At 64.5% G+C, this 26,141-nt stretch carries 27 protein-coding genes and 1 pseudogene; 16 read left to right on the top strand and 12 right to left on the bottom strand.

Going from position 1 to position 26,141, the window contains the following annotated elements; all coding sequences use genetic code 11:
- Positions 1–35: 35 nt before the first annotated feature.
- From BMZ69_RS02485 to BMZ69_RS02530, 10 genes are all read left to right on the top strand, one after another.
- Positions 36–1,007: a Bug family tripartite tricarboxylate transporter substrate binding protein gene (locus tag BMZ69_RS02485; RefSeq protein ID WP_092154426.1), complete on the top strand. Its 972-nt coding sequence runs from the start codon at positions 36–38 to the stop codon at positions 1,005–1,007.
- Positions 1,008–1,079: 72 nt separating this feature from the next.
- The gene (locus tag BMZ69_RS02490; RefSeq protein WP_175506641.1) at positions 1,080–2,513 is read left to right on the top strand and encodes an NAD-dependent succinate-semialdehyde dehydrogenase; all 1,434 of its coding nucleotides are present in this window, start codon (positions 1,080–1,082) and stop codon (positions 2,511–2,513) included.
- 29 nt (positions 2,514–2,542) lie between these two features.
- Entirely contained in the window at positions 2,543–2,938 is a 396-nt protein-coding gene (locus tag BMZ69_RS02495; RefSeq protein WP_092154430.1) for a RidA family protein, read from the top strand.
- A gap of 4 nt (positions 2,939–2,942) precedes the next feature.
- Entirely contained in the window at positions 2,943–3,755 is an 813-nt protein-coding gene (locus tag BMZ69_RS02500; protein ID WP_092154432.1) for an alpha/beta fold hydrolase, read from the top strand.
- A gap of 13 nt (positions 3,756–3,768) precedes the next feature.
- A complete protein-coding gene (locus tag BMZ69_RS02505) occupies positions 3,769–4,869 on the top strand; it encodes a mandelate racemase/muconate lactonizing enzyme family protein (protein WP_092154434.1) in 1,101 nt (366 codons plus the stop codon).
- Between the two features lie 156 nt (positions 4,870–5,025).
- Complete coding sequence (locus BMZ69_RS02510; RefSeq protein WP_092154436.1) at positions 5,026–6,618, top strand: ABC transporter substrate-binding protein; 1,593 nt, start codon at positions 5,026–5,028, stop codon at positions 6,616–6,618.
- A gap of 124 nt (positions 6,619–6,742) precedes the next feature.
- Positions 6,743–7,684, top strand: coding sequence for an ABC transporter permease (locus tag BMZ69_RS02515; protein ID WP_092154438.1), 942 nt, complete (start codon positions 6,743–6,745; stop codon positions 7,682–7,684).
- A 10-nt stretch (positions 7,685–7,694) separates the two neighbouring features.
- Positions 7,695–8,567 (top strand): ABC transporter permease, encoded by an 873-nt coding sequence (locus BMZ69_RS02520; RefSeq protein WP_092154440.1) that lies wholly within the window; start codon positions 7,695–7,697, stop codon positions 8,565–8,567.
- A gap of 55 nt (positions 8,568–8,622) precedes the next feature.
- Positions 8,623–10,269, top strand: a complete 1,647-nt coding sequence (locus tag BMZ69_RS02525; protein WP_175506636.1) for an amidohydrolase — start codon at positions 8,623–8,625, stop codon at positions 10,267–10,269.
- A gap of 64 nt (positions 10,270–10,333) precedes the next feature.
- On the top strand, positions 10,334–11,920 hold the full coding sequence (locus BMZ69_RS02530) for an ABC transporter substrate-binding protein (protein WP_092154444.1): 1,587 nt from the start codon (positions 10,334–10,336) through the stop codon (positions 11,918–11,920).
- 9 nt (positions 11,921–11,929) lie between these two features.
- Here the strand turns inward: BMZ69_RS02530 and BMZ69_RS02535 are convergent, their stop codons facing one another.
- The 5 genes and pseudogenes from BMZ69_RS02535 to BMZ69_RS02555 form a co-directional block, all read right to left on the bottom strand.
- Positions 11,930–12,241: an NIPSNAP family protein gene (locus BMZ69_RS02535; protein WP_092154446.1), complete on the bottom strand. Its 312-nt coding sequence runs from the start codon at positions 12,239–12,241 to the stop codon at positions 11,930–11,932.
- Between the two features lie 10 nt (positions 12,242–12,251).
- The gene (locus BMZ69_RS02540) at positions 12,252–13,205 is read right to left on the bottom strand and encodes a 2-hydroxyacid dehydrogenase (RefSeq protein WP_092154448.1); all 954 of its coding nucleotides are present in this window, start codon (positions 13,203–13,205) and stop codon (positions 12,252–12,254) included.
- A gap of 92 nt (positions 13,206–13,297) precedes the next feature.
- The gene (locus tag BMZ69_RS02545; protein WP_092154450.1) at positions 13,298–13,639 is read right to left on the bottom strand and encodes an IclR family transcriptional regulator; all 342 of its coding nucleotides are present in this window, start codon (positions 13,637–13,639) and stop codon (positions 13,298–13,300) included.
- 543 nt (positions 13,640–14,182) lie between these two features.
- Positions 14,183–14,410 (bottom strand): annotated as a pseudogene (locus tag BMZ69_RS02550) (integrase core domain-containing protein); the annotation flags it as partial.
- Entirely contained in the window at positions 14,409–14,906 is a 498-nt protein-coding gene (locus BMZ69_RS02555; protein WP_092154452.1) for a MarR family winged helix-turn-helix transcriptional regulator, read from the bottom strand. The gene BMZ69_RS02555 and the pseudogene BMZ69_RS02550, both read right to left, overlap by 2 nt.
- 197 nt (positions 14,907–15,103) lie before the next feature.
- Between BMZ69_RS02555 and BMZ69_RS02560 the strand changes: the two genes are divergently transcribed.
- Entirely contained in the window at positions 15,104–15,838 is a 735-nt protein-coding gene (locus tag BMZ69_RS02560) for an alpha/beta fold hydrolase (RefSeq protein ID WP_244543181.1), read from the top strand.
- 48 nt (positions 15,839–15,886) lie between these two features.
- The gene (locus BMZ69_RS02565; RefSeq protein WP_092154456.1) at positions 15,887–17,503 is read left to right on the top strand and encodes a GMC family oxidoreductase; all 1,617 of its coding nucleotides are present in this window, start codon (positions 15,887–15,889) and stop codon (positions 17,501–17,503) included.
- Between the two features lie 676 nt (positions 17,504–18,179).
- Here the strand turns inward: BMZ69_RS02565 and BMZ69_RS02570 are convergent.
- The 7 genes from BMZ69_RS02570 to BMZ69_RS30980 all read right to left on the bottom strand — a co-directional run bounded on the left by BMZ69_RS02570 (position 18,180) and on the right by BMZ69_RS30980 (position 22,040).
- Positions 18,180–18,374 (bottom strand): hypothetical protein, encoded by a 195-nt coding sequence (locus BMZ69_RS02570; RefSeq protein WP_092154458.1) that lies wholly within the window; start codon positions 18,372–18,374, stop codon positions 18,180–18,182.
- A 357-nt stretch (positions 18,375–18,731) separates the two neighbouring features.
- On the bottom strand, positions 18,732–18,983 hold the full coding sequence (locus tag BMZ69_RS02575) for a hypothetical protein (protein ID WP_244543169.1): 252 nt from the start codon (positions 18,981–18,983) through the stop codon (positions 18,732–18,734).
- Between the two features lie 43 nt (positions 18,984–19,026).
- Positions 19,027–19,509, bottom strand: a complete 483-nt coding sequence (locus BMZ69_RS02580) for a CYTH domain-containing protein (protein ID WP_092154462.1) — start codon at positions 19,507–19,509, stop codon at positions 19,027–19,029.
- 262 nt (positions 19,510–19,771) lie between these two features.
- Entirely contained in the window at positions 19,772–20,563 is a 792-nt protein-coding gene (gene ppk2, locus BMZ69_RS02585; protein ID WP_092154464.1) for a polyphosphate kinase 2, read from the bottom strand.
- Positions 20,564–20,581: 18 nt separating this feature from the next.
- Positions 20,582–21,070: a hypothetical protein gene (locus BMZ69_RS02590; protein ID WP_092154656.1), complete on the bottom strand. Its 489-nt coding sequence runs from the start codon at positions 21,068–21,070 to the stop codon at positions 20,582–20,584.
- Between the two features lie 75 nt (positions 21,071–21,145).
- Complete coding sequence (locus tag BMZ69_RS02595) at positions 21,146–21,727, bottom strand: hypothetical protein (protein WP_092154466.1); 582 nt, start codon at positions 21,725–21,727, stop codon at positions 21,146–21,148.
- 73 nt (positions 21,728–21,800) lie between these two features.
- A complete protein-coding gene (locus BMZ69_RS30980) occupies positions 21,801–22,040 on the bottom strand; it encodes a hypothetical protein (protein WP_139218956.1) in 240 nt (79 codons plus the stop codon).
- A 189-nt stretch (positions 22,041–22,229) separates the two neighbouring features.
- On the opposite strand from BMZ69_RS30980, the gene BMZ69_RS02600 reads away from it, so the two are divergent.
- The 4 genes from BMZ69_RS02600 to BMZ69_RS02615 all read left to right on the top strand — a co-directional run bounded on the left by BMZ69_RS02600 (position 22,230) and on the right by BMZ69_RS02615 (position 26,131).
- A complete protein-coding gene (locus BMZ69_RS02600; RefSeq protein ID WP_244543182.1) occupies positions 22,230–24,026 on the top strand; it encodes an adenylate cyclase in 1,797 nt (598 codons plus the stop codon).
- 254 nt (positions 24,027–24,280) lie between these two features.
- Positions 24,281–24,736, top strand: a complete 456-nt coding sequence (locus BMZ69_RS02605) for a hypothetical protein (RefSeq protein ID WP_092154470.1) — start codon at positions 24,281–24,283, stop codon at positions 24,734–24,736.
- A gap of 26 nt (positions 24,737–24,762) precedes the next feature.
- The gene (locus BMZ69_RS02610) at positions 24,763–25,437 is read left to right on the top strand and encodes a response regulator transcription factor (protein ID WP_244543170.1); all 675 of its coding nucleotides are present in this window, start codon (positions 24,763–24,765) and stop codon (positions 25,435–25,437) included.
- 40 nt (positions 25,438–25,477) lie between these two features.
- Positions 25,478–26,131 carry a hypothetical protein gene (locus BMZ69_RS02615; RefSeq protein WP_092154474.1) on the top strand — a complete coding sequence of 218 codons (654 nt, stop codon included), beginning with the start codon at positions 25,478–25,480 and terminating at the stop codon, positions 26,129–26,131.
- Positions 26,132–26,141 lie beyond the last annotated feature (10 nt).

Raw genomic sequence — 26,141 nt, forward strand, 5'->3', positions numbered from 1 at the left:
GAGCCGGAAAAACCATAAACGGGAGGAGGATCGAGATGGACAGGCGCAGATTCATGGCGACGGCCGGGGCAGCGATGCTGGCGCCGCGCAATGCCGGCGCACAGGGCTATCCGGTCAGGCCGATCCGCCTGATCGTGACCTTCGCAGCCGGCGGCCCGGCCGATCTCTTCGCCCGCACGCTCGCCAGCGGGATGAGTGCCCGGCTCGGCCAGCAGGTGGTCATCGACAACCGCCCCGGCGGCGCAGCGGGTCTGCCCGCCATCGACGCGATCGCCAAGGCCGGACCGGATGGCTACCAGATCGCGCTGGCCGGCGCGGCGGCGCTCTCGACCGTGCCGTTCATGATCCCGAAAATGCCGTTCGATTGGGAGACGAGCCTGACGCCGCTCACTCTGGTGTCGCGCGTTCCGGAGGTCATCACCACCAATGCCAGGCTCGGCCTCAAGACCCTCGCCGACCTCGTCGCCTACGCGAAGAAGAACCCCGGCAAAGTCAATTTCGGCTCGGCCGGGCTCGGCAGCATCACCCATCTCGCCAGCGAGCTCTTCAAGGCGGAAGCGGCTGTCGACATCACCCATGTGCCCTATCGCGGCGCCGCGCCGGCCGTGAACGACCTGATCGCCGGCCATATCGACATGGTCACGGCCGATATCCCGGTGCTGCTGCCACAGATCCAGGCCGGGAGCGTCAATGCCCTCGCGGTCACCACGGATAAGCGCATCAAGGCCCTGCCGGATGTGCCGACCACGGCCGAGGCCGGCTTTCCCAAGGTCGTCTCCGACAATTGGTACGGGCTGGTCGGCCCGGCCGGAATGCCTGCCGAGGTGTCCGGCAGGATCCACGCCGCCGCCCTGGCGACGCTCCGCTCGGACGAGCTGGTCGGGCAATTCGAAAGCCAGGAGGCGATCTCCTCGCCGACCTCGCCGGAGGAGTTCGTCGCTTTCATCAAGGCCGAGCGGGCGAAATGGGGTCCGCTGATCGCGTCGATCGGGGTCAAACTCGAATAGCGCCCGCACCCTCCCCGACCAACGACCGGGCCGCGCAGCTGCGGCCTTCAAGCTTCCAAACGCAGGACATCGATCATGCTCGACAAGCCCCTCCTCATCGCCGGCAACTGGCGCGCGCCATCCGGCTCCCGCACCGGCGACGTCGTCGACCCCGCCACCGGCGCGGTGATCGGCAGGCTCGGCTTCGCCGAGGCGGCCGATGTCGATGCCGCCCTGGAGGCGGCACGGAAAGGCTTCATCACTTGGCGCGCCATGACCGCGCTCGAACGCTCGCGCATCCTGCATCGCGCCGCGGCGCTCGTCCGCGAGCGCGCCGAGCTGATGGCTGAGCATATGACCCGCGAGCAGGGCAAGCCGCTGGCCGAGGCGCGTGGCGAAGCCGGCACGGCGCCCGAGCATATCGAGTGGTATGCAGAAGAAGGCCGGCGCGCCTATGGCCGGGTGATCCCCTCGCGCATCCCCGGCGCACGCCAGATCGTCATCAAGGAGCCGGTCGGCCCGGTCGCAGCCTTCAGCCCCTGGAACTTCCCGCTGGCCCAGCTCGTCCGCAAGATCGCCGGCGCCCTGGCCGCCGGCTGCTCGATCATCGCCAAGCCGCCGGAAGAGGCTCCCTCGGCCTGCATCGAGCTTGCCAAGTGCTTCCAGGAGGCCGGCCTGCCGGAGGGCGCGCTCAACATCCTCTTCGGCGTGCCGGCCGAAATCTCGGAGCGGCTGATCGCCTCGCCGATCATCCGCAAGGTCTCGTTCACCGGCTCGGTGCCGGTCGGCAAGCATCTCGGCGCGCTGGCGGGCGCGCAGGCGAAGCGCGCCACCATGGAGCTCGGCGGCCATGCGCCGTTCATCGTCTGCGACGACGTCGATCTCGACGCAGTCGTGAAGCTCGGCGTCGGTCTGAAATTCCGCAATGCCGGCCAGGTCTGCGCCTCGCCGACGCGCTTCTATGTGCAGGACGCCGTCTATGACGGCTTCCGCGCCGCCTTCACCGAGGCCGCCAAGGCGGTCAAGGTCGGCCCAGGCGCGGCCGCGGGCACGCAGATGGGCCCGCTCGCCAATGCTCGCCGGCTCGATGCGCTGCAGGATTTCGTCGCCGACGCCGTCCAGCACGGCGCCAGGCTCGAAACCGGCGGCCGCCGCATCGGCAATGAGGGTTTCTTCTTCGAGCCGACCGTCCTCTCCGACGTGCCGGACAGCGCCCGCATCATGCGCGACGAGCCGTTTGGTCCAGTGGCGGCGCTGGTGCGGGTCGGCTCGGTCGAGGAGGCGATCGAGCGCTCGAACGCCCTGCCCTTCGGCCTCGCCGCCTTCGCCTTCACCCGCTCGACCAAACGTGCCGCGCAATTCGCCGACGGGCTCGAGAGCGGCATGGTCTCGATCAACCATTTCGGCCTCGCCGCGGCCGAGACCCCGTTCGGCGGCGTCAAGGATTCCGGCTACGGCAGCGAAGGCGGCACGGAGGGGCTCGAAGCCTATCTCTCGACCAAGTTCGTCAGCCAGGTCGGCGCCTGAGCGCATCCCCTTCCACCAAGAGACGACCGATGACCACGCTCCAGCACAACCCGGCTTCGATCGCGCCGCCCGCGCGCAATCTCTATTCGCATGGGGTCGAGACTCGCGGCCCCGGCCGCCAGCTCTTCATCGCCGGGCAGGTCGGCGTCCGGCCCGACGGCTCCATCCCCGAAGCCTTCGACGATCAGGTCCGGCAGATGATGGAGAATATCGGCGCCGTCCTCGCCTCGGCCGGCATGGGCTTCGACGACATCGTCAAGATCACCGCCTATTGCCGCAGCGCCGAGGAGATCATCGGCTATGCCGGCATCCGCAACGGCTATTTCTCCGACAAGCCGCCGGCGACGACAGCCTTTGTGGTCGGCGGGCTGGCGAACCCGGCCTGGCTGATCGAGGCCGACGCCATCGCCTTCAAGGCGGACTGAGCCGGTGAACACCGCCCTGCCCCCGAGCCGTTCACGGCTCGAAACCCAAATCGATGTCGGCGACGGCGTCCGGCTTTGGGCCTGGGATACGGGCGGCGACGGCCCGGCCATCGTCCTGCTGCATGCCTCGGCCGGCAGCGGCGAATGTTGGGACCGGCAATGGCCGGTCTTCGCCGAAGCCGGCTATCGCGTCATCGGCTATTCCCGGCGCGGGCATTTCGGCTCCGACGACGGCGACGTGGCGGCCACGACGACACCGGCCTCGACCGATCTGCTACGGCTGGTCGATGCGCTCGGGCTCGAGCGCTTCCACCTGATCGGCACCGCTGCCGGCGGCATGGTCGCGACCGATTTCGCCGTCTCGTATCCGCAGCGCCTGCTCAGCTTCGTCATCTCCAGCAGCATCGTCGGGCTGGTCGACGACGACTATCAGGCGATGTTGCAGCGGCTGTTGCCGCCCGAGTTCGAGCGGCTTCCCCACGACTTCCGCGAGCTCGGCCCGTCCTACCGGGCGCAGTGCCCTGAAGGCCTCATACGCTGGAAGGCGATGCTGGCGCGCTCGGGCGTCGAGCGCGTTCCGTTGCGCTTCGCCACCTACGTCCGCTGGCCCGATCTTGAGCGCTTCGATTTCCCGGTCCTTGTCCTGACGGGCGATGCCGATCTCTATGCACCGCCGGCCAATGCCCGCCTGATCGCCAGCCGGATTCCCGGCGCGCGCCTGACGATATTGCCCGATTCCGGCCATTCGCCCTGGTGGGAGGTGCCGGAGCTCTACAACCGCGAAATCCTGAACTTTCTCGGCTCGCTGAGCCGCTAGGAGCACCTCGATCATGGCTACCCCTTCCGCCGAGGCCGACCGGATCGTCGCCGTCGAAGTCAGGCGCTGCGTCCAGCCGCAGCAGGACCCGGCCTGGCGCTTTGCGCTCGGCGGCATTCCGCGCCTCGACGGGCTGATCGTGACGCTGCGCGCCGCTTCAGGCGCCGTCGGTGAAGGGCATGTCGAGGCGATGGCCTTCTATGCCGACGATCTCGCCGGCTCGGAGGCTGCGATCGAGGTGCTGCGCCCTGTCCTGCTCGGCGCCGATCCGCTGCACTATGCCCAGACGCGGGACCGCCTCGACAAGGTCCTGTCCGGACACGAAGCGGTCAAGGCCGGCCTCGACAGCGCGCTCCATGAATTGGCGGCGCGGACCCTGCGCGTGCCGCTTCATGTGTTGTTCGGCGGCGCGCGGCGAACCAGCGTCGAGCTCCAGCGCATCCTGCCGCTGAAGGACCCGCAGGGCATGGCCGCCGATGCCATCAGGCTCGCCGGGCTCGGCTATCGCTGTCTCAAGGTGAAGGTCGATGGCGATGCCGATCTCGCCGAGGCGCGCGTCAAGGCCGTGCGCGAAAGCGTCGGACCTGCAGTCAGGATCTCAGCCGACGCCAACCAGAGCTACACGCCGAAAGCCGGGCTGCGCATGATCGAGCGCATCGCCCGCCATGGCGTCGACCTCGTCGAGCAACCGGTCCCTGCCGCAGACATTGCCGGCCTCGCCTTCGTCTCGCAGCGCAGCCCGATCGCCATCGAGGCCGATGAAGCCATCCGCTCGTTGCGCGATATCGTCACACTGATCGCGGAGGGCGCCTGCGACAGCTTCAACCTGAAGAGCTCGGTCCTCGGCGGGCTCGGCAAGGTCTTCATCGCCGCGCAGATCTGCGAGGCGGCCGGGCGCGCGTACCGGGTCGGCACCGCCTATGGGCCGCGTCTGATCGCGGCGCAATGCCTGCATCTGGCCGCAGCGCTGCCCTCCTTCCACTACCCCGTCGAGTTCGCCGAGTTCGATCATCTGCTCGATGATCCCTTCACCGGACTGGAGGCTGTGGAGGGCCAGCTTTTTCTACCGCAAGGTGTCGGCTCCGGATTGTCGCAACTATCGGAGAATGCTTGACATTCCCGAGGCATGGCCTCAGGCTTCAAAGATCAGGCGGTTGGCGATAGCGAGGGTCTCAATCCTCGTTATATCGAGCCTTCCTCACCGACACCGGTCGATCAAACGCCGCAGAGCGCGCGACCCGTGATCTCGTTCAGGTGAGGAGCTCAGACAATGAACATCCGGACAAGTTTTGCGCGTGCCATGGGCGCCGCTGGCGTCGTGGTCGCGGCCAGCATGGCGACGCTCGTCGCCGCGCAGGAGAAGGACACCTTCCGTTTCGCGGCGGCGACCGATCTGCGCGTCATCGACCCGATCTGGTCGCTGGAATACAACAGCCGCAACCACGGCTATCTCGTGTACGATACGCTGTTCGCCTTCGACTCGAAATTCCAGGTCAAGCCACAAATGGTTGATACCTGGACAGTTTCGGACGACAAGCTGCGCTATGCCTTCAAGCTGCGGCCGGGCCTGAGCTGGCATGACGGCACGCCGGTCACCGCTGCCGACTGCGTCGCTTCGATCAAGCGCTGGGGCCAGCGCGACTCCATCGGCCAGGCGCTGATCGCCGCCGCCGGCGAGATCAAGGCGACCGGAGCAGACAGCCTCGAGATCGTGCTGAAGGAGCCGTTCGGCCATGTGCTCTCAGCGCTGGCCAAGACCGGCTCGCCGGTGCCGTTCATGATGCCCGAGCGCATCGCCAAGACCAGCGGCTTCGAGCAGATCAAGGAGGTGATCGGCTCCGGCCCCTTCATGTTCGCGCGTGACGAATGGATGCCGGGCGACAAGGCGGTCTACAAGAGATTCAAGGGTTACCAGCCCCGCTCCGAGCCGTCGGACTTCATGGCCGGCGGCAAGGTCGTCAATGTCGAGCGCATGGAGTGGGTGTTCATCCCCAGCGGCGCCACCGCGGCCGCCGCGTTGATGGCCGGCGAGGTCGACTGGCTCGAGCATCCGCCGTCCGATCTTCTACCCACGCTGCAAAAGGAGAAGGACATCACCGTCCGCGCCGTCGATCCCTTCGGCATGCAGACGATGATCCGCTTCAACCATATCCATCCGCCCTTCGACAATGAGAAGGTCCGGCGCGCCGTGCTGCAGACGATCGAGCAGGGCGAATATCTGCGCGTCCTCAGCGACGACAAGCGCAGCTGGGAGCCCTGCCGCAGCTTCTATTTCTGCGGCACCCGCTTCGGACGGGACCTCGCGTCCGAGCAGCTGCTGTTCAAGAAGAACCTTGAGGAGGCGAAGAAGACGCTCGCCGCCTCCGGCTACAAGGGCGAGAAGGTCGTGCTGCTCGACGCCGTCGACGATACGATCCTGCACCCGATCACCGTCGTGCTCTTCGACAACCTCAAGGCGATCGGCATGAATGTCGAGCTCCGGGCGACGGATGGCGCCACCATCTTCGCACTGATGCTGAAGCAGGAGCCGATCACGCAGGGCGGCTGGAACATCGGCCCGCAATACGCCGACAGCACCAACTACTCCGTGCCCTTCCTCAACAACGCCCTGCGTGCCGGAGGCGTCGGCAAGGCCTCCATCGGCTGGCCGAAGAACGAGGCGATCGAGACATTGCGGGCCGCCTTCCTCAAGGCGCCGGAGGCCGAGCAGGGCGCCATCGCCGACAAGATCCAGCAGGAGGCCTACGCCGCCTCGATCTATGGGCTGACCGGCCAGTACAAGCAGCTCACCGCCTATCGCAAATCGGTCGAAGGCCTGATCGACTCGCCGATCCCGCTGTTCTGGAACGTCAGCAAGAAGTGAGCGGCCGGCGGCGCGTGCCTGGCGCGCGCCGCCTTTCTCTGCCGCGGCAACGCCATTCCGCAACGCCGGCATCACGTCGGCGAAGCGCATGGCCCGCCCCAAAAACACTGGAACGGAGCCATCGATGCTGGCCTATATCCTCAAGCGCCTGCTCGCGACCATCCCGGTGATGGCGACCGTCGCGGTCATCGTCTTCATGCTGCTGCATCTGACGCCGGGCGACCCGGCCGCGCTGATCGGCGGCGACCTCGCCACCCCCGAGGATTTGCGCCGCATCCGCGAGCAGCTCGGGCTAGAGCGGCCGATCGTCGAGCAGTTCCTCGGCTGGCTCTGGCAGGTGCTGCAGGGCGATCTCGGAACATCGCTGTTCAACCAGATGCCGGTGTCGCAACTGATCGCGCAGCGGATCGAGCCGACCCTGATCATCGGCCTGACGATCATGACCTTCGCGGTGATCGTCGCGATCCCGCTCGGCGTCGTCGCCGCGTGGAAAGCCGGCAGCTGGATCGACCAGCTGATCATGACGCTCGCGGTCATCGCCTTCTCGATGCCGATCTTCCTGATCGGCTATCTGCTGATCTTCAAGTTCTCGGTCGAGCTGAAATGGTTCCCGGTCCGGGGCTACCAGCCGATGTCGGCGGGACCGGCCAAGTTCTTCCCGCATATCGTGCTGCCGAGCCTGACCGTCAGCTTCATCTACATCGCCCTGCTGACGCGGATGACCCGCGCGACGGTGCTCGACGTGCTGAACCAGGACTATATGCGCACCGCCCGCGCCAAGGGCATGGCGACGCCGCGCATCCTCGCCGTGCATGCGCTGAAGAACGCCGCCGTACCGATCGTCACCATGGTCGGCATCGGGCTCTCCTCGCTGCTCGGCGGCATCGTCGTCACCGAGACCGTCTTCGCCATCCCCGGCATGGGGCGCCTGATGATCGACGCGATCATCAGGCGCGACTTCCCGATCCTGCAGGGGGTCATCCTCGTGCTGTCGGCGCTCTACGTGCTGATCAACCTCCTGATCGACCTGTCCTATTCGCTGTTCGATCCGCGCATCCGCTATTGAGGACGAGCCCATGAGCATCGCCATCGAGGCCCCTCGCAAGAGCGCCGGCTCCAAGACATTGAGCTATTGGCTCCGGCGCTATCCCCTCTTCATCCTCGGCTGCATCGGCCTCGCCGCGATCATCCTGATCGCCCTGTTCGCGCCGCTGATCGCGACGCATAATCCGGTTGCGATCAACCCGGCCGCCCGACTGCGCCCGCCGAGCGATGCCTGGCTGTTCGGCTCCGATCCGTTCGGCCGCGACGTCTTCAGCCGCGTCATCTGGGGCGGGCGGGTCTCGCTCACGGTCGGCATCGGCGTCGCCGCCTTGTCGGTCTGCCTCGGCCTTGCGATCGGCATGGTCGCCGGCTTCAACCGGGTCGCGGATGCGGTCCTGATGCGGATCATGGACGGCATGATGGCGATCCCCGGCATCCTGCTCGCCGTCGCGCTCGTCGCCATCGTCAAGCCGAGCATCACCACGGTCGTCGTGGCGATCGCGATCCCGGAAGTGCCACGCGTCGTGCGCCTCGTCCGCTCGGTCGTGCTGAGCATCCGCGAGCAGCCCTATATCGAGGCAGCGCGCCTGAGCGGCGTGCGTTTTCCCGGCCTGCTGATCAGGCACGTCCTGCCCAACACCATCGCGCCGCTGATCGTGCAGGCGAGCTTCGTCTGCGCCTCCGCCATCCTGTCGGAAGCCTATCTCAGCTTCCTCGGCCTCGGCATCCCGCCGACGACGCCGACCTGGGGCAGCGTGATCTCGGAGGGGCGCAATGTCGTGCAGCTCGCCTTCTGGGTCGTGCTCTATCCGAGCCTGTTCCTCGGGGCGACCGTGCTGTTCATCAACCTGATCGGCGATGGCCTGCGCGACATGCTCGACCCACGCCTGGCGCGGACCTTGTGAGAGCCCGCGCTACGCAAGCCGACCTGTTGAACGTCGTCAGGAGCCAGGAAGACCGATGTCCAACCCTTCAGCCGAAACGATCCTGCACAACGGCGTGATCCGCACCATGGACGCGGCCAATCCGGTCGCCCAGGCCCTCGCCATCGCCGGCGGCAAGATCATCGGAGTCGGCAGCCGGGCGGAGATCGAGCCTCTCAGAGGGGAGCGAACGGCTGTCATCGATCTCGGCGGCCGCATGCTGATGCCGGGGCTGATCGACTTCCACGTCCACCTGCTCCCGAGCATGATCGCGCGTCTCCACACGACGGCGATCGACACCGCCGACGACTTCGACACGATCCTGGGCAAGGTCGCCGACGCCTGCACGCGCGGCGATGGGCGCGACTGGGTCGTCGCCAACTCCTATGGCGCGCTCGCCTTGCAGCGGATGCGCGAGCCGGGCGCGCTTGCGGCCCTGGATGCGGTCAGCGGCAACCGGCCGGTCGTCATGCAGCATCTCAGCGGCCATGGCCATTTCGCCAACTCCGCCGCCTTGCGGCTCGCCGGCATCGACGCCGCGACCCCGAATCCGCCCGATGGCGAGATCGTCAGGGACGCTGCAGGCCAACCGACCGGGCTATTAGTCGAATCCGGAGCCTGGGCCGTCACCGCCGCCATTCCGGAGCTGTCGGCAGCCGGAAAGGCCGAAGCGGCGCGTGCCTCGATCGGCTACCTCAACAGCCTCGGCATCACCGGCTTCGCCGATGCCTCGGCGAGCCTGGAGGCGCTGGAGTTCTACCGGGCTCTCGACGATGCCGGCGCCCTGACCTGCTGGGCTGCCTTCCATCTTGCCCTCAGCCCGACCTGCTCCGGCTATTCGGCCGACGAGGCCAGGCTCATGCGCGAGCAGCGGCGTGAACTCTGCGGCCCGCATATGAACGCCGATTTCGCCAAGATTTTCCTCGATGGCGTACCGTCGCTGCGCACCGCCGCGATGCTCGCCCCCTATGCCAGCGCGCCCGATGAGCCGCCGGTCGCGACCTCGTTGACGCTGGACGAGCTGACCGAGGCGATCGCGGATTTCGATCGCGACGGCATCGGCGTGAAGGTGCATGCCGTCGGCGATCGCGCCATCCGCATGGTGCTGGATGCCGTCGAGCAGGTGCGTCGCCGCAACGGCCCGGGCGGACCACAGCACCAGATCGCCCATGGCCAGTTCATCACCGCAGACGACATTCCGCGTCTGGCGCAGCTCAACGTCCTCCACGACATGTGTCCGCCGCTCTGGCATCCCAATTCCGCGAGCCTGACGCATGAGCGGATGGTCGGCCCCGAGCGCTATGCGACGGTCTGGCCGGTGCGCGACATCCTCGCCGCCGGCGCTGCCGTCGTCGCCGCCTCCGACTGGCGCACGATCGCGCCGGACCTCGATCCCTGGGAAGCCATGTGCGGCCTCGTCACTCGCCGCGACCCGACCGGGCGCCACGACGGCGCGCACGCGCCCGACCAGGCCCTGAGCGTCGCCGAAGTCCTGCCGCTCTACACGACCAACCCGGCAGCAGCGATGCGCCTTGGCGATCGCACCGGCCGGCTCGCGCCGGGATTGTCGGCAGACATGATCATGCTGGACCGCGACCTGATGACGATCGATCCACTGGCGATCGCGCAGACGGAGGTCCTGGCCACCTGGTTCGAGGGCAGGCTCGTCCATGGCAGCGCCTGAGAGCAGCGCCGCCGCACCGCTTGCATGACGTCACGGGACCATCGACTGAAGGGAGATCAGGAGCATGCACCGCCGCCAGTTCATCGCCGGGGCGAGCGCCGCCGCCACGGGCCTCGCCATGCCACGCCTCGGCCATGCGCAATCCAGCCGCGCTCGCACCTTGCGCTTTGCTCCCCATGCCGATCTGAGCTTCGTCGATCCCGGCTGGACGCTGGCCTATGTCGCCCGGAACCACGGCTTCATGGTGTTCGACACCCTCTACGGGCTGGACTCCGGCTTCGAGCCGCAGCCGCAGATGGTCGCGGGGCATGTCGTCGAGCATGACGGCCTGCTGTGGCGACTGACGCTGCGGGATGGGCTGCTCTTCCATGACGGGACGCCGGTGCGTGCGCAGGATTGCGTCGCCAGCATCCGGCGCTGGGCGAGCGCCGACGCGTTCGGCCAGAAGCTCATGGCCGCGACGGACGAGCTCTCGGCTGCCACCGATCGCGAGATCCGATTTCGGCTCAAGCGCCCCTTCCCGCTCCTGCCCGCCGCGCTCGGCAAGGCCAGCCCCTATATGTGCGCGATGATGCCGGAGCGGATCGCCCTCACCCCGCAGACGACGCAGATCGGCGAGGTGATCGGCAGCGGCCCGTTCCGCTTCCTCGCCTCGGAGCGGGTGCCCGGCGCCTCCGCGGCCTATGCGAAATTCGACCGCTATGTCCCGGCTCCCGCCAAGCCGAGCTTCGTCGCCGGCGCCAAGGTCGCGCATTTCGACCGCGTGGAGTGGATCACTATCCCTGACGCCGGCACAGCCGCAGGCGCGCTCCAGTCGGGTGAGATCGACTGGTGGGAAGCGCCGCCTCCCGATCTCATTCCGCTGCTGAAGAGCAACGGCAAGATCGCCGTCGAGACGCTCGACCCTGCCGGCTCGGTCGGCGTCTTCCGCTTCAACCATCTCCATCCGCCCTTCAACAACCCGGCGATCCGGCGCGCCGTGCTCGGCGCGGTCGACCAGGCACCGTTCATGCAGGCGATTGCGGGCGATGATCCGGCGATGTGGAACGACCGGGTCGGCTATTTCACGCCGGGAACGCCGATGGCGAGCGATGCGGGGATGGCCGGGCTGTTCGGCCCGCGCGATCTAGCCAAGGCCAAGCGCGAGCTTGCCGCCGCCGGCTATCGCGGCGAACGGGTCGTCCTGCTCGCCGCCTCGAACATCGATGCGATCCACGCCCTCGCCCAGGTGGCGCAGGACCTGCTGACCCGCATCGGCATGAATGTCGACTATGTCTCGACCGACTGGGGCACGGTGATGCAGCGGCGGACGAGCCAGCAGCCGGTCGACAGCGGTGGCTGGAGCGCCTTCGTCGGCACTTGGTCCGGCAACGATCTGGTGAACCCGGCGGTGAGCATCAGCCTGCGCGGCGACGGCAAGGCGGCGGGGGGCTGGCTGACCTCGCCGGAGATCGAGCGGCTACGCGACGCCTGGTTCGATGCGCCGGACCTCGCCGAGCGCCAGCGGATCTGCCGGGCACTCCAGGAAAAGGCCTGGCAGGACGTGCCCTTCATCCCGCTCGGCCAGTGGAAGACGCAGAGCGCGCGGCGCACCAGCATCACCGATCTGCCGCGCGGCATTCCGCTGTTCTGGGGCGCACGGCCGAGCTGATCGGAACGATCACTGCGGGCTGAACGAGGCGTAGCGCATGATCTTGACGTCCTGCTGGACGAAGGTGCCGCGATTGCCACGGCGGAACTCGTGCCAGGCCGGGTCGGCGTCGAGCTTCGCCCGCCGCTCCTCGCGATCGGCGAGGCTGTCATAGACCCAGATATAGAGGACCTCGTTCAGCCGCCCGATCTCGCTGACGAAGACGCCGAGCAGCCGCCCAAGATATTTCTGCTGCAGCGGCAGTCCTAGCTGCCGGTAACGCTCGAGGTATTCTTCGGTCCGCCCGTGTTCGACGACATAGGTCCGGTGCTCGATGATCATGGCGACCTGCTCAGGCTGATGGTTCGGGTGGGGTCAGGACGGCGCCAGAGGTGAAGAACGCGTCCAGATTGGCGATGACCAGCGCTTCCATGGCGCGCCGCGTCTCATGCGTGCTCGCGGCGATGTGCGGCAGCAGGACGACCCTGTCATTCTCGATGAGCTCCACCGGCACGTTCGGCTCGTTGGCATAGACGTCGAGGCCCGCGCCGGCGATGCGGCCGTCGCTCAGCGCCTCGACCAGCGCCGCCTGGTCAACGACGCTGCCACGCGAGACGTTGACGAGGAAGCCGTCACGGCCGAGCGCTTCGAGCACAGCCGCCGAGACGAGGTGGTGCGTCGCCGGCCCGCCGCTGCAGGACAGGACGAGGATATCGGCCCAGCGCGCCAGGTCGATCAGGTCGCGGACGAAGCCATAAGGCACATCAGCCTGCCGGCGCCGCCCGAAATGGCGGATCTCCATACGGAAACCGGCGGCGCGGCGCGTGATCTCGCGACCGGTCTTGCCGAGGCCGACGATGCCGAGGCGCTTGCCCGTCGCCTGCGTCGCCAGCGGAAAGGCGCCGGCCTTCCAGCGGCCTTCGCGCACGAAGCGGTCGGCGTTCACGAGCTGCCGCGTCGTCGCCAGGATCAGCCCGAAGGCTGTATCCGCGACGCAGTCGTTGAGGACATCCGGCGTGATCGCGACCTGGACGCCGAAGCGGGCCGCCGCCGCCAGATCGAGTTTCTCGGTGCCGACGCCAAACGAAGCGACCACTCCGCCGGGAATTGCCGCGAACAGCTCGGCCGTGCAGGCATGGCGCGCCATGGTGACCGCACCGGCGAAAGCGCCATGATGGCTGGCGAGGAAGCCGGCCGGATCGGCCTCCTGCCAGAGCGGATGGAGTGAGAATCGCTCGCGCGCGGCCTTGGTCAGCCCCGGCGGCAGCGGGCCGATTTCGAGCAGGCGGGGTGGTGAGGTAGGCATGATCTGTCGAGCCTCGACATCAAAGGGGCATCCGCGACGCGCCGGCGCGGGCCATCGCTGCCCTGCCCCGGCGTCACGTGGCGAGAACGGCCTCAGGCGCGCAGCAAAGCGAGATAGCGCTCCGCGATGCGCTGCCCGAGTTTGGTGAGTTCGGCAGCCGCTTGCGTCTCCGCCTCTGCGGAGAGCGCCGCAGTCGGTATCGTGCGAGCGAGACTGCCGACGACTCGCGAGCCGTCGGGCGGCAGGATCGGCACGGCGACGCCGCTGAGATAGGGCGTGATCCGGCCATGGCTGGTGGCGTAGCCGGCGCGCCTTATCGTCGCCATGGCCCGGCGAAACTGGTCCCAGCTGTCGCCGAGCCCGGCCGAGGCGATCTCCGCGGGGCTGCGCAGATAGATTTCGCGGATGCGATGGGCCGAGAGATAGGGCAGCACGCGATCTCTCGACCGCGATCATCCTTGCCGGCCCCGACACCAAGACGATCGCGGTCGCGATCTTCGACCGTGCCGTCAATGGCGAGCTCAGCGAAGTCGCGGCGCTCGGCCTGCTCTGGTCGCTGCTGATGAGCAGCATCGCGACGGTGTTCTATCTGATGATGAAACGCCGCGGCACGATGGTGTTCGGGGTCTGAGAGCTCTTCTCACTCCCCAGTCGATTGTAAGATATTGCTATAACGTACTGATTTCACGAGTTGATTTTTTAGTATGGCGAGCGCAGCCCGGCCTTGAGGTCATCAATAAGCTACGATTTTGATTTCATTGAGAAATTGGCCGAAAAATAAAGATGTGGGTATTCGGCGTCTGCCGATATCAATCGATATTTTCCGCCGGTTCGAGCGGTTTGCCAAGGCGGCCCTCAAAAGAAAAAGTACCGTCATAGTGCTTCGACTAAGCGATCTGGATAGACATGCCCAAAAAGAGCTGGCTCGGTTGAGCTGAACAGTTTCGGGGCTGTCGCTAGGTGGGCTTCGGCCCTGGTTATGCCGCAACCGGGATTGGCTGCAGCGCGTTGAAGTAAGCCTGGTCGGGTGTCTGACGGGCCAGGCTCTGGTGAGGCCTCCTGCCGTTGTAGAAGGCCAGATACCGACCGATCGAGGCGCGTGCCTCCGACACGCTGGCATAGGCGCGCAGGTATACCTCCTCGTATTTGACCGATTTCCAGAGGCGCTAGACGAAGACGTTGTCGCGCCGGGCGCCCTCGCCGTCAGTTCGCGGGGGCAGCGACCGGCTCTGGCGCTGCCAACTCCGGGACGCCGGTATGGCTGTAGATCGCATCTCGGAGCTGCCGGACGAGGCGATTGAGCTCGGCAAGCTGGCCGGGCGTCTGTCCCGAGGCCAGGAGCAGATTGTCGTTCAGGCAGCGCGCGCGAAAGCGAAGGCTGTCACCTTCCGAGGTGAGCGCGATGATGACCTGGCGCTCATTCTCGGGATTGCGAGTGCGGCGCACCAGCCCGGCCGCTTCCATTCTCTTCAGTAGCGGCGTCAGCGTGCTGGACTCCAAGGCAAGCTGTTGAGCGATGCCGCCGACCGTTTGGGCGTCTTCGCGCCAGAGGACGTTGAGCACGAGATACTGCGGATAGGTCAGCCCCAGACCATCCAGCAAGGGCTTATAGGCCCGCTGGATCGCGATCTCGGCGGAGTAGATCGAGAAGCAAAGCTGGTCCTCCAGCGGCACTGGCGGAGCGGTGGTCGCATCGGTCATCGACAGGCCTTTCGTTGCGGCTCACGGAACCGTGATCTCGAAAACATATATCGCGACAAATGTCTGGTTGACAAGGATGGCGATAATCGGCACATCTATTATCGCAATAACAGTTATTGCAATAACCCAACCCGAGGAGCACTGTCATGAACAAGTTCATCCGCAACACCCTCCTCGCCGCAGCCGCCATCGGCAGCATGTCGCAGGCCGCCCTCGCCCAGCCTGCGAGCACGGCGCAGCCTGCCAAGAATGTCGTTCTGGTTCACGGCGCGTTCGCGGATGGATCGGGATGGCGGGGCGTCTATGACCTGCTGACGGCTCGCGGCTACCGCGTCACGATCGTGCAGAACCCGCTGACCTCGCTCGAAGACGATGTTGCGGCGACCAAGCGGGCCCTCGACCGGCAGGACGGCCCCACGATCCTCGTCGGCCATTCCTGGGGCGGCACCGTCATCACCGAAGCGGGCGTCGATGCCAAGGTCACTGGGCTTGTCTATGTCTCGGCCCTCTCCCCTGATGCCGGCGAGACGACGGCCCAGCAGTACGAAGGATTCGCCCCGGCGACCGAGTTCGTCCTCGACAAGGCCCAGGACGGCTTCGCCTTCGTCGACCGCGCCAAGTTCAAGGCCGGCTTCGCGCACGATGTCTCCGATGCTGACGTCGCTTTCATGCGGGACTCGCAGGTGCCGATCAACCTGTCGGCCTTCGGCACCAAGCTGAAGAACGCCGCCTGGCGCACCAAGCCGAGCTGGGCCGTGATCGCCAGCGAGGACAAGGCCTTCGATCAGGCCATGCTCGATCACATGGCCAAGCGCATCGGCGCCAAGGTCACGAAGGTCTCGGCCAGTCATGCGCTCTTCATGACCCAGCCCAAGGTCATCGCCGATGTGGTCGACCAAGCCGCTCGCCAGAACAGTGCAGCTGCGAAGTAGCCGGCCAGAAGCATCCTGCGCCTAGCGCCGAACTGGAAAGATCAAACCATGACTGACATGCCCGCCCCCGGCGATGCCGGGGGCTTCGAACGACGCGCGCGCGAAAACCAGGCGGAGCGCAGAGCCAACCTCAAGACCATTTACGACTTCATCGTCTGTGGCGCCGGTTCGTCGGGATCGGTGGTTGCGCGCCGGTTGGCCGAGAACCCGGCCTGTAACGTCCTTCTGATCGAGGCCGGACCGGATGATGAAGCAGAATCCGTCCTCAACCCCGCCCTGTGGCCTACCAATCTTGGCTCGGACCGCGACTGGGGGTTCCGGGCCGAGCCCAATCCGCATCTCGACGGCCGAGCGCTTTCCATGTCGATGGGCAAGGGCCTCGGCGGCGGCTCCAGCGTGAACGTCATGGTCTGGGCCCGCGGCCACCGCAGCGACTGGGACCACTTCGCGGCCGAGACGGGCGACGCCGGCTGGAGCTACGGCTCAGTGCTGGATATTTATCGCCGTATCGAGAACTGGCAGGGCAAGCCGGATCCCAAATATCGCGGCACGACCGGGCCGGTCTGGGTCCAGCCCGCCAAGGACCCGAGCCCCATCGCCAGCGCTCTGCTGGATGCAGCGGAAGGCCTCGGCATCCCTCGTTTCGATCATCCCAATGGTGAGTTGATGGAAGGCGTAGGAGGGGTTGCCTACACCGACATGCTGGTCCGCGAGGGTCGACGACATTCCCTGTATCGGGCCTATGTCCAGCCGATCGCCGATCATCCGAACCTGACGATCCTGACCGAGACCGTCGTTCGACGCATACTGTTCGAGGGGCGCCGCGCTATCGGTGTGGAGATCGAACGAGCCGGATCAATCTCAGCGATCAAGGCAAGCACCGAGATCGTGATCTCGACCGGTGCGATCAATACGACAAAGCTGCTCATGCTGTCCGGCGTCGGTGATCGTGACGAACTGGCTTGGCTCGGCATTCCCGTCGTCCAGCACCTCCCAGGCGTGGGCCGCAATCTGCAAGATCACGTCTCGTTCGGCTGTACGTGGGAGTATCGTGAGCCGCTTGCGCCCCGCAACAGTGGCAGCGAGGCGAAACTCTATTGGAAAAGCCGTCCCGACCTCACCGAGCCGGATTTGCTGTTCTGCCAGGTGGAGTTCCCGGTTCCGAGCGAGCGGACGGCACTACTGGGCGTGCCGGCCCATGGCTGGACGATGTTCGCAGGGCTGGCCCAGCCCCATAGTCGTGGTCGGATACGCCTGAACTCTGCCGATCCGAGCAAGACGCCTGTCGTCGACGCCAACATGCTGTCTGATCCGCGCGATCTGGAAGCGGCTCGGGCTTGTGTGAGGCTTTGCCGTGAGATCGGTAGCAGCGAGGCCTTCCATCCCTTCGTCATCGGTGAGCGCATCCCCGGTGTCGATCAGCCGGCGGACGACGCGTTCATTCGCGATGCGGCGGTCACCTACTGGCATCAATGCGGCACGGCGAAGATGGGTTCGGACGACATGTCGGTGGTGGATGCCCGGCTCTCGGTCCATCAGATCACCGGCCTGCGGATCGCCGACGGTTCGGTACTGCCGCGCGTCACGACCGGCAACACGATGGCACCCTGTGCGATCGTCGGCGAGCGAGCGGCTGACATCATGCGACGGCAGTACGGGCTGTGAGCCAGACCTTCTAATCCATACATGCTGAAGCGCGCTGGCCGCGCTTCAGCAATCACTGCACGGCGATTGGGGGCATATCGATCCCCTGCCCGTTCCGTGCGATGAACCGGCCGCGGTGCGCCGCCCCCATTGGCACGTCGCGTGAAAGCAGAAGCTCCTGCCGAGCCTGGCAAAGCCAGTTCTGCAACATGGATCAGCGCGAGCAATTCTTGCTCAATGCAATGGACAGTGCTCATTGTCCGCCGTGCGTGGTGGTGGGCTCGCCGGTCGATCGTGGATGCAGGACGGACTATAACGCCTACCGGCGATATACGAGCTTAGGCGGACTAGAGCATTTTCGAGCGAAGTGGACACCGGTTCGCGTGAAGAAAATGCGATAAAACAAGGATCTAGAGCAATTTCGCGATTCGAAGAATTGCGGAAAGGCTCTAAACCCGAACGAGTTCGCAACCCGGTCCAGACGAACCTCATCGAGAACCGTGTCCATCATGAGCGCGGGCAAATAGGGAGTCAGCAGCCTCCGCAGTCGCCATCAACGCTTACACCGTGGCCGCAAAGACATGTTTTGTAACGTCCCGCTTCGAGCGGCTTGAGTGACCTTGTCCGAACAGCGGACATCTGCGCCACATGCTCATGCCGCAGCCGAAACCCTCTTGCGAGTTAGGCATGCATACCCTCAAGGGTCGTGCTTTTGGGGGCGCTTGCGAGACCAGGTGAGAGGCAAAACCGCGGCCAGCACGACAACTGAAGTCACCAATAGAATCGCAAACGCAATCTGGGCGAGCCCGAATCGGTGCGCGTCGGGTGCAATAATCCACCCCGCCATCGTACCGGAAAGCTGTGATACAACTCGGACGATCCAGTCGAGCATCCTGGTATCCACTTTTTGAGAATTATTCGGAGAATGTTATTTCAAGCCGACCACGAGTAGACGAAAGCCAGAGCAACCAGGATCGGCGCAGGAAAGTGCCTGTCCGGCCATGCGCCTCAGGCGCCGCAATAATGCTCCCGTAAAGAATAGACGTTATCGGCACGATTATATCAGCGCTGGCTGTATCCTAGAGCATTTTCGAGCAAAATGGACACCGGTTCGCGTGAGAAAATGCAATAAAACAAGAAGATCGGGCAATTCGCGATTCGAAAAATTGAAGAAACACTTTATCTCGACGAGCCTAAGCGCCTATTTCTGCAACGAGAGATCAGAAGCCCGGAACCCGAAATTAACATACTACTTCAGAATACACTCTACATTGTAGGCGAAGATGATATCCTTCGGACTGATATGGCCCACGAACTGGTGGTCGTTCAGCGCGCTCTTCAGCTTCTCGCCAGCCTCCTTCAAACTGCCCTCCAACTTCGATTTTGCAGCCCGGCAGCGATCCTCGTTGGAAAATTCCTGAAAGATGACTGTCGGCTGAAACCGCCATTCGGCGCGATCGCTCGTCGCGATCGGACTGACGGAATAGGAAAAGACGGACATCGGAACCCACAGCGACGCCCTCCTATGGCAGATAGGCGCAGGTTTACGGCAGTGCTGGAGAATCCCGGAAGCGCCGTTCGGCCAGAACGGCGTTTCTGTACTCCTCGCGCCCAGTGATTTCCTCCCCGACCCAGGACGGGAGCTTCACCGGTTGATCGGAGCTCTCCAATTCGACTTCCGTGAAAACCAGCCCGGAGTTTGCGCCCCGAAACTCGTCGACATTCCAAACCAGGCCGTCGGCTTCAATACTGTAGCGCAGCTTCTCAATCGTACGATCGACGCATAGCGTCCGCAGCATCTCTTCTGCATCCGCCAGGGGCACCTCATACTCGAACTCTGGTCTCACAGGTCCTTCACGAGGGCCTTTGATCGCCAACCACGCACCGTCGGCCGAGCATCGGACGCGTATGGTTGCGGCGCGGCCAGCCGGCACGAAATAGCCTTGGCGGAGCAAGCGCCCGGGGCTGGCCACTGCGCGCCATTCCTGTCCGGTCACCATGAACTTCCGCTCGATTTCGATACGCATCGCCCGATCACCGACATCAGGTTTATCGAAATGCTGCCCGATTGGGACGGCAATGCAATAGCCCTCTAGGACAATGGAGCGGCGCGACGTTCAGTTCCTGCGACACGCCCGCGCCCGCCGGCATTGTTCAAGCCTGATTGCTTGTTTGAGTTGCGTGTAGGGAGCTCCGCTGACATTTCCGGCAAGGTTCCTCCACGCGGCGCGTATTCCTCGGCGAGCGTGCGCTGGCCGATATCGGCCACAGTGATGGGCACTCGAGGCCTCACGCCACCTGCGGTATCCAGTTGCGGGCGAAATCCGCCTCCTCATAGCCGCCGGGCTTCTGCCGCTTCGGCAATTTGATCTTCTCCCGCTCCGGTGCTTCGTAGGGGATCGACGCCAGGATGTGAGAGATCACGTCGAGGCGCGCGGCGCGCTTGTCGTCGGAGTGGACGGCATACCAGCGCGCCCAAGCGGTATCGGTCTTCTGAAACATCTCGTCGCGGGCGCGCGAGTAATCGTACCATCGCGAATAGGATTCCAGATCCATCGGCGAGAGCTTCCAGATCTTGCGCGGATCGGTGATACGCTCCTCCATGCGCTTGGTCTGCTCCTTCTGCCCGACCTCAAGCCAGTACTTCAACAGGATCGTACCGGATCCGACGATCGCCTTCTCGACGCTCGGAACGATCTCGAGAAAATTCCTCACCTGGTCTTCGGAGCAGAAGCCCATCACCCGTTCGACACCGGCGCGATTGTACCAGCTGCGATCGAAGATCACGATCTCGCCGGCCGCCGGCAGATGCGGCAGATAGCGCTGGATATACATCTGCGATTTTTCGCGTTCGGTCGGCGGAGGTAGCGCGACCACGCGGAAGACTCTGGGGCTGACGCGTTCGGTCAGCGCCTTGATGCAGCCGCCCTTTCCAGCACCGTCGCGTCCCTCGAAGACGATGCAGACCTTGGCACCCGTGTGCTTTGCCCATTCCTGGAGCTTCACCAGCTCGGCGTGCAGGTCCCGGAGTTTCCGTTCATAACGCTTACGCTTCAACGGTTCGCGGATGGGCACTTCCATGGCAAAATCCTCCCGTTCTCAGGACCAGCTCAGGAAGAACGCGACATCCCCCGGTAGCCCCCCCGGCCAGTCGATGATCATCGCGCGCAGCTTGTACTTTGCCGGCTGCAAATGTTCCTTCCAGAATTCGTAGGCCTGCCGAGGCCTGCCTGTGAGGGTTGTTGGCCAATCCGGCTCCATATTGTTGATCGCTCTGCCCTTGTCCGTGCAGAGTGCGCTTGGAAAGCGCATGACCAGGACCTCCTGTTCGCCCCGTTCGGCGGCCGCACGCGTTTTCGTCGCGAGACTCTGCTTGATCTCGGCGATCTTGGCCGGCGTGACCGCGATCTCCTCTTGCAGGGAGGCGACGAGCTTCTTTCGTGCCTGTTCCGCCTTGTCCATGCCCGCCGCCATCTTGGAGGCCTTGGCCATTTCCAACTCGGTCATGTAAGAGCGCAGATCATCCGCCGACATGAAGCTTTCGTCGGCGAGGGTGCCCGCCTTGGCCGGATCGCTGACTGTCGACATGGCCCTCGTCTCCTTCATTGTTGATGATCGCAATTCCGACGCGGCCCCTGTCATCGCCAGCGGCACCGGCGCGTTTCAGTTCAGCGTGATGTAGAATGCCTCAGCGAAGGTGAGATCGACCATGTCGCCGCGCCTGAAGGTCTGCAGTTCCGACTTTACCACGGGATCGACGACGGTGCGCGAGCGTGGGCCGAGAGGGCCGTCATAATTCACGATGCTGCTGGCGGGATCGAAGCTCTCGAACCGGGCGGTCAGGGTCACGGTGCGCACGACGTATTTATCCGGCAAGTTTTGGAATACCGGGCCGCTGACCGCTTCCGTGTAGGTGATGGCGGGCCGATCACCGCGTCGGCTGCGCCGGACGTCGACGGCGGCGCCTTCGATCCGGCTGATTTCCACCATGTCCCCCGCACGAACCCGGCGCAGATCGCCGAACACTGGGGGAACGTTGACCAGCCATCTGCGGCGGCCTTGCTCGACGACGACAGAGCGATCGGCTCGGTTGACCGACACCACCCTTGCATTAAGGCGCTCGATTTCCACCGGGCCGATACCGGCGACGATCACGGTCTCGCTGCTGACAAGCGGGTACGGAGCGCAGCCGGATGCTGCCGTCACCACGGCCAGGGCGAAGATCCAGTTGATGCGTTTCGACATGGCGAGAATCTCCCGTTCGCGAATCTCACGCAGAAAACATTCCAGATCGACATCTGAAGCCTAGATTCAGAGGCTATTTATCATGAAACGTTTGTCGTATTTCTGCTTCGAGCCCGATGATGATGAGCCTGTATTCAGCGCAATGCGCTTCCTTGTTCGGTGATTTCGAGTTTTCCCACCGCTCGAGCGCCGCCTCTGCTTCAACGAGATCCGTACACAAAGTACGGAAATCCCCGTTTCTGAGAATCAATTCCTGGATCGACTTCTTATGGTTCGGCAGAAGCCGGATGGCGGCCAGAATGCCTCGATCCATGGGAAGGCACCCCCTTGTGAGAGCCACAATTATGTGGCGCGGCGCGTCGGAGGGGAGTAAATAACGGGATGTTACGCGCCATTACCCTTCGAATTGAAGGCAAATGCCGTGGATTTTCGGCCGGGGGTCGGTTCCATGGGGCGGTTTGGAACAGAGCTTATCGTAAATGGAGTGCCAAGTACCTTGCCGGTGCTTAGGCCCAGTGAAGCAGATGTTCGCGCTCAACTGGCTCGTATTTTAGGTAATGTTGAGTTTAGCGTCCCTGAACGCTTGCGGCACTTCCTGTCATATGTGGTCGAACAAGCGCTTGCAGGCCATGCGGACCGCATCAAGGCCTATTCGATAGCTGTCGAGGTTTTTGGAAGGGGTGTGAACTTCGACATCCAGAATGACCCTGTGGTGCGCATCGAAGCCGGCCGATTGAGACGCGCCCTCGAACGCTACTATCTGGTGGTGGGAGGCCGAGACCCGATCCTGATCGAGATCCCCAAGGGCGGCTATGCGCCCCGGTTCTGCCGGCGAGTGGATCATCCAGGTCAAGCGAAGTTGCAGCTGACGTCGAACCAGCCGGAGCCGGTCCCACTGCGGCCTTTGCTCGGCTCATCGCGGGGTGAAGAGCTCCTCGCCTTCACTGCCAACTGGCTGAGGTGCCGCTGGTTCGCCGGTGTTTCAATCGCGCTGATGATTGGCCTGGGCTTGCTCTTCGTCGGGATATCCGACCTGCCGATTGTATCGACGATACAAAAGGAACGGATAGCCGTGGCCGGTCCGTCCATCATCGTCAGGCCGTTCATCAACCTCTCAGGCGATCCCGAAGGGGACGTTTATGCGGCCGGCCTGTCCGAAGAGATTCTCGCGCAGCTGGTTCATTTCAAGGAGTTGACTGTTTTCGGACGCGAGACGTCCGGCGCGGTGCCCGCTGGTGTGTCGGCGCCGGAAATCCGGCGCAAGTTCGGCAACCGCTTTACGCTGGAAGGCAGCGTCCGCATGTTCGACGGCAGGCTCAGAATCACGAGCCGCGTCCTCGACGGCGCGACCGCGACGGTCATCTGGTCCGACGCCTATGATGCCGATCTGCGCACCAGCAGCATCGTCGACATCGAGATGAGCGTGGCGTCCAAGGTCGCGACAGCTGTCGCGCAGCCCTATGGCATCCTCTTCAAACAGATGGCTTCTTCCCGCGAAACCCGCCTGCCCGGTTCCGAAGCCTACCAGTGCTCGTTCCGCTTCTACCGCTATCGGACCACGCTGGATGCACGCGAGCATCTGCCGACGCGCGAATGCCTCGAGCGGATGACGACGCTCTATCCCGATTACGCCACGGGCTGGGCGATGCTGGCCTATCTCTATCTCGATGAGGACCGCTTCGATCGGAACCGGCGCCCTGGCTCGCCGGGGCCGGTCGAGCGAGCTCGTAAGGCGGCGCAGACTGCTGTGCGCTTGGAGCCTCAGAACGTCCGCGCCCTGCAGGCGCTGATGACGGTTCTGTTTGTGCTCAAGGACCCCGCCGCGGCGCTTCGTGTCGGCGACCAGGCGCTTGCGATCAATCCGAACGATACCGAGCTACTCGGAGAATTCGGCAGCCGGATCGCCCAGGCAGGAGAGTGGAAACGCGGCGCCGCACTGCTTGAGGAGGCCATGGCGCGCAATCCCGGCCATGCCGACTACTATGTCGGAATCCTCGCCTTCGCAGCCTATATGCAAAATGACGACAAGCGGGCGGTCGAGCTGATCCGCGGGGCCGATCTGCGGCGCTTTCCGATCTACCATCTGGTGGCAGCCCTGATTTTTGCGCGTGCGGGGCTGCACGATGAGGCAGAGAACAGCCGCGTGCGGTTTCTCAATTTGCGCCCGACATTCTTCGACGATTTCGAGGGTGAGCTCGACAAGCGCAACTTCAACACAAGGGACCGCGTCATCCTGTTCCGAGCCGCCGCGCTCGCCGGCTTCCCGGTGAAGCCGCACATCGCCGATGTGAAAGAATAGCCCGTCGCAGCGAGCTCGAGCCTGTCATCGCTCGCGCGCCTCCGGCCGCGTAGCGTACCGTAAGATACTACCTGCAAGAGGCGATGCGGCCTTGATTGCTGCGTAACGCACCAGTCGGGGGAACAGCCGGTCATGTGTGATCGGCTTGGCGGCGCGATGATGTTTCGCGAAAGGCCCGACGCGCATTGAGAAGATGGATCGCCGACGCAGGCGCATCGCAAGCGGGTGATGCCGCAGCCGGCGCGGAGGGGGCCATGATCGCAAGACTTCGCCGAGCGGCGCTGTATCTGCTTCCCATCGCAATGTTTGCGCCGGTGCCTGATGCCCTGTCGCAGACCCGAGATCTTCAGGGCGCCTGGCTCGACGGCGATATCGCTTGCGCCAGCGTTTTCGCTTCGACGCGCAATGGTATCGGCTTCAAGCGACCTGCAAATGCCTTCATCCCGGCCTTCATCATCACCGGCCGGCGTCTGTCGACGTCGCTTGCGACGTGCCGGATCGTCAAGGTCCTGGCTACTGGCGACCGGCAGACTCTGACCCTCCACTGCACGACGTCGATCGCCAGCGACACGGCCCGGGCTATTCTCGCGCCGGCCGCGGACGGGATGCTTTATCGATACTTCGCGTCCGATGGCGGCGTCGCCGCCAAGTACAAGCGCTGTGGTCCGCAGGACCTGACCACGGCGGATCGCAGCACAGGCACGGATTAGCAGATTTCGCTCAAGCGAGCGCCATGATGGCGGCGTCGGTTCCGGGTCCGCCAACCAGCGCGAGGAATAAGGGGGATACGATGGCCCTTGTACATCTCGTCGACAATGATGCGGCGTTCCAGGCGTCGATCGGCCCGGTTCTCGAGGCGTCAGGATATCGGATCCAGGCCTATCGCAGCGCGGATGAAATTCTGAGCCGGCTGCCCGACAGCAGCGTCGACAGCTGCATCGTCATCGACGTCCAGATTCCAGGCGTCGGTGGCCCCGGTCTTCGCGATCGCCTGATCGCCGCCGGCACGAGCCTGCCCGTGATCTTTCTGGCGGGAGACAGCGATATCCGCACCACCGTCCGCGCAATCAGGGCCGGTGCCGAAGATTTCCTGCCGAAGCCGGTGGAACGCGACGAATTCATCGAGGCCATCGACCGGGTGATCACACGTCACCGCCTGGTCAGCGAGCAGGAATGCTGGGCAAGGCAGCGTCTGGCGCGGCTGAACCAGCTGACGCCGCGCGAGCGCGAGGTCTTCGATCTCGTGGTCCGCGGCAAGATGAACAAGCAAATCGCCTTCGAGCTCGGCACAACCGAGCGAACCGTGAAAGCCCACCGCCACAAGGTGATGGAGAAGATGGAGGTCCGCTCCGTGGCCGAGCTGGTCTCTTGTGCCGAACGGCTCGGCTTGTTGCGAACCGCGGTCGCATAGCGCGGGAGCCGGCAGACCGTGGAACTGACAGGAGCGCACCGTGTCGTTACAGAGTGCACCTGCGGGACTGAAGACGCCGCGGGCTGCCGCAGTGGCTGGAATTCTGTTTTCGTTCCTGCTGCTGACGTCGATCTTTCTCATCCTGCAGACCTTGCGGGTGGACCCGCGCGATCCTGGTGACTGGCTCAGAGCGCCGGCATGGAAAGTCACGCTGGCGCTGAATCTGATTCCTTTCGCCGGTATCGCCTTTCTGTGGTTCATGGGGGTGTTGCGCGACAAGCTCGGGGCCCAGGAACACAAGCTGTTCGCCACGGTCTTTCTTGGCAGCGGATTGCTCTTCGTCGCGCTGCTCTTCACTGCAGCCTCGGCCATTGGAGCGATCCTGACCGCTCATGCGGCATTGCCGCGCGAGCTCTCCGGCTCGGTCAGCTTCATCTGGGCGAGGTCTTTCGCCTATAATCTCGCAAGCATTTATGCAGTGAAGATGGCTGGCGTTTTCCTGCTCACGGCTTCGACGATCCTGTTGCGCACCGGGATCACGGCCCGCTGGACGGCGTTGGCCGGATATGCTGCGGCGGGCTTCATCCTGTTCGGCAGCCATGTCGTGGACTGGAGTTTTCTGATTTTTCCGCTGTGGGCGCTGATCGTCAGCGCCGACATGCTCTTCAGCGAGCGCGACCTGCAGATGGACTGAAATCTGCTGA

This window comes from Allobosea sp. CRIB-10 (assembly GCF_900112185.1).
Lineage (GTDB): Bacteria > Pseudomonadota > Alphaproteobacteria > Rhizobiales > Beijerinckiaceae > Allobosea.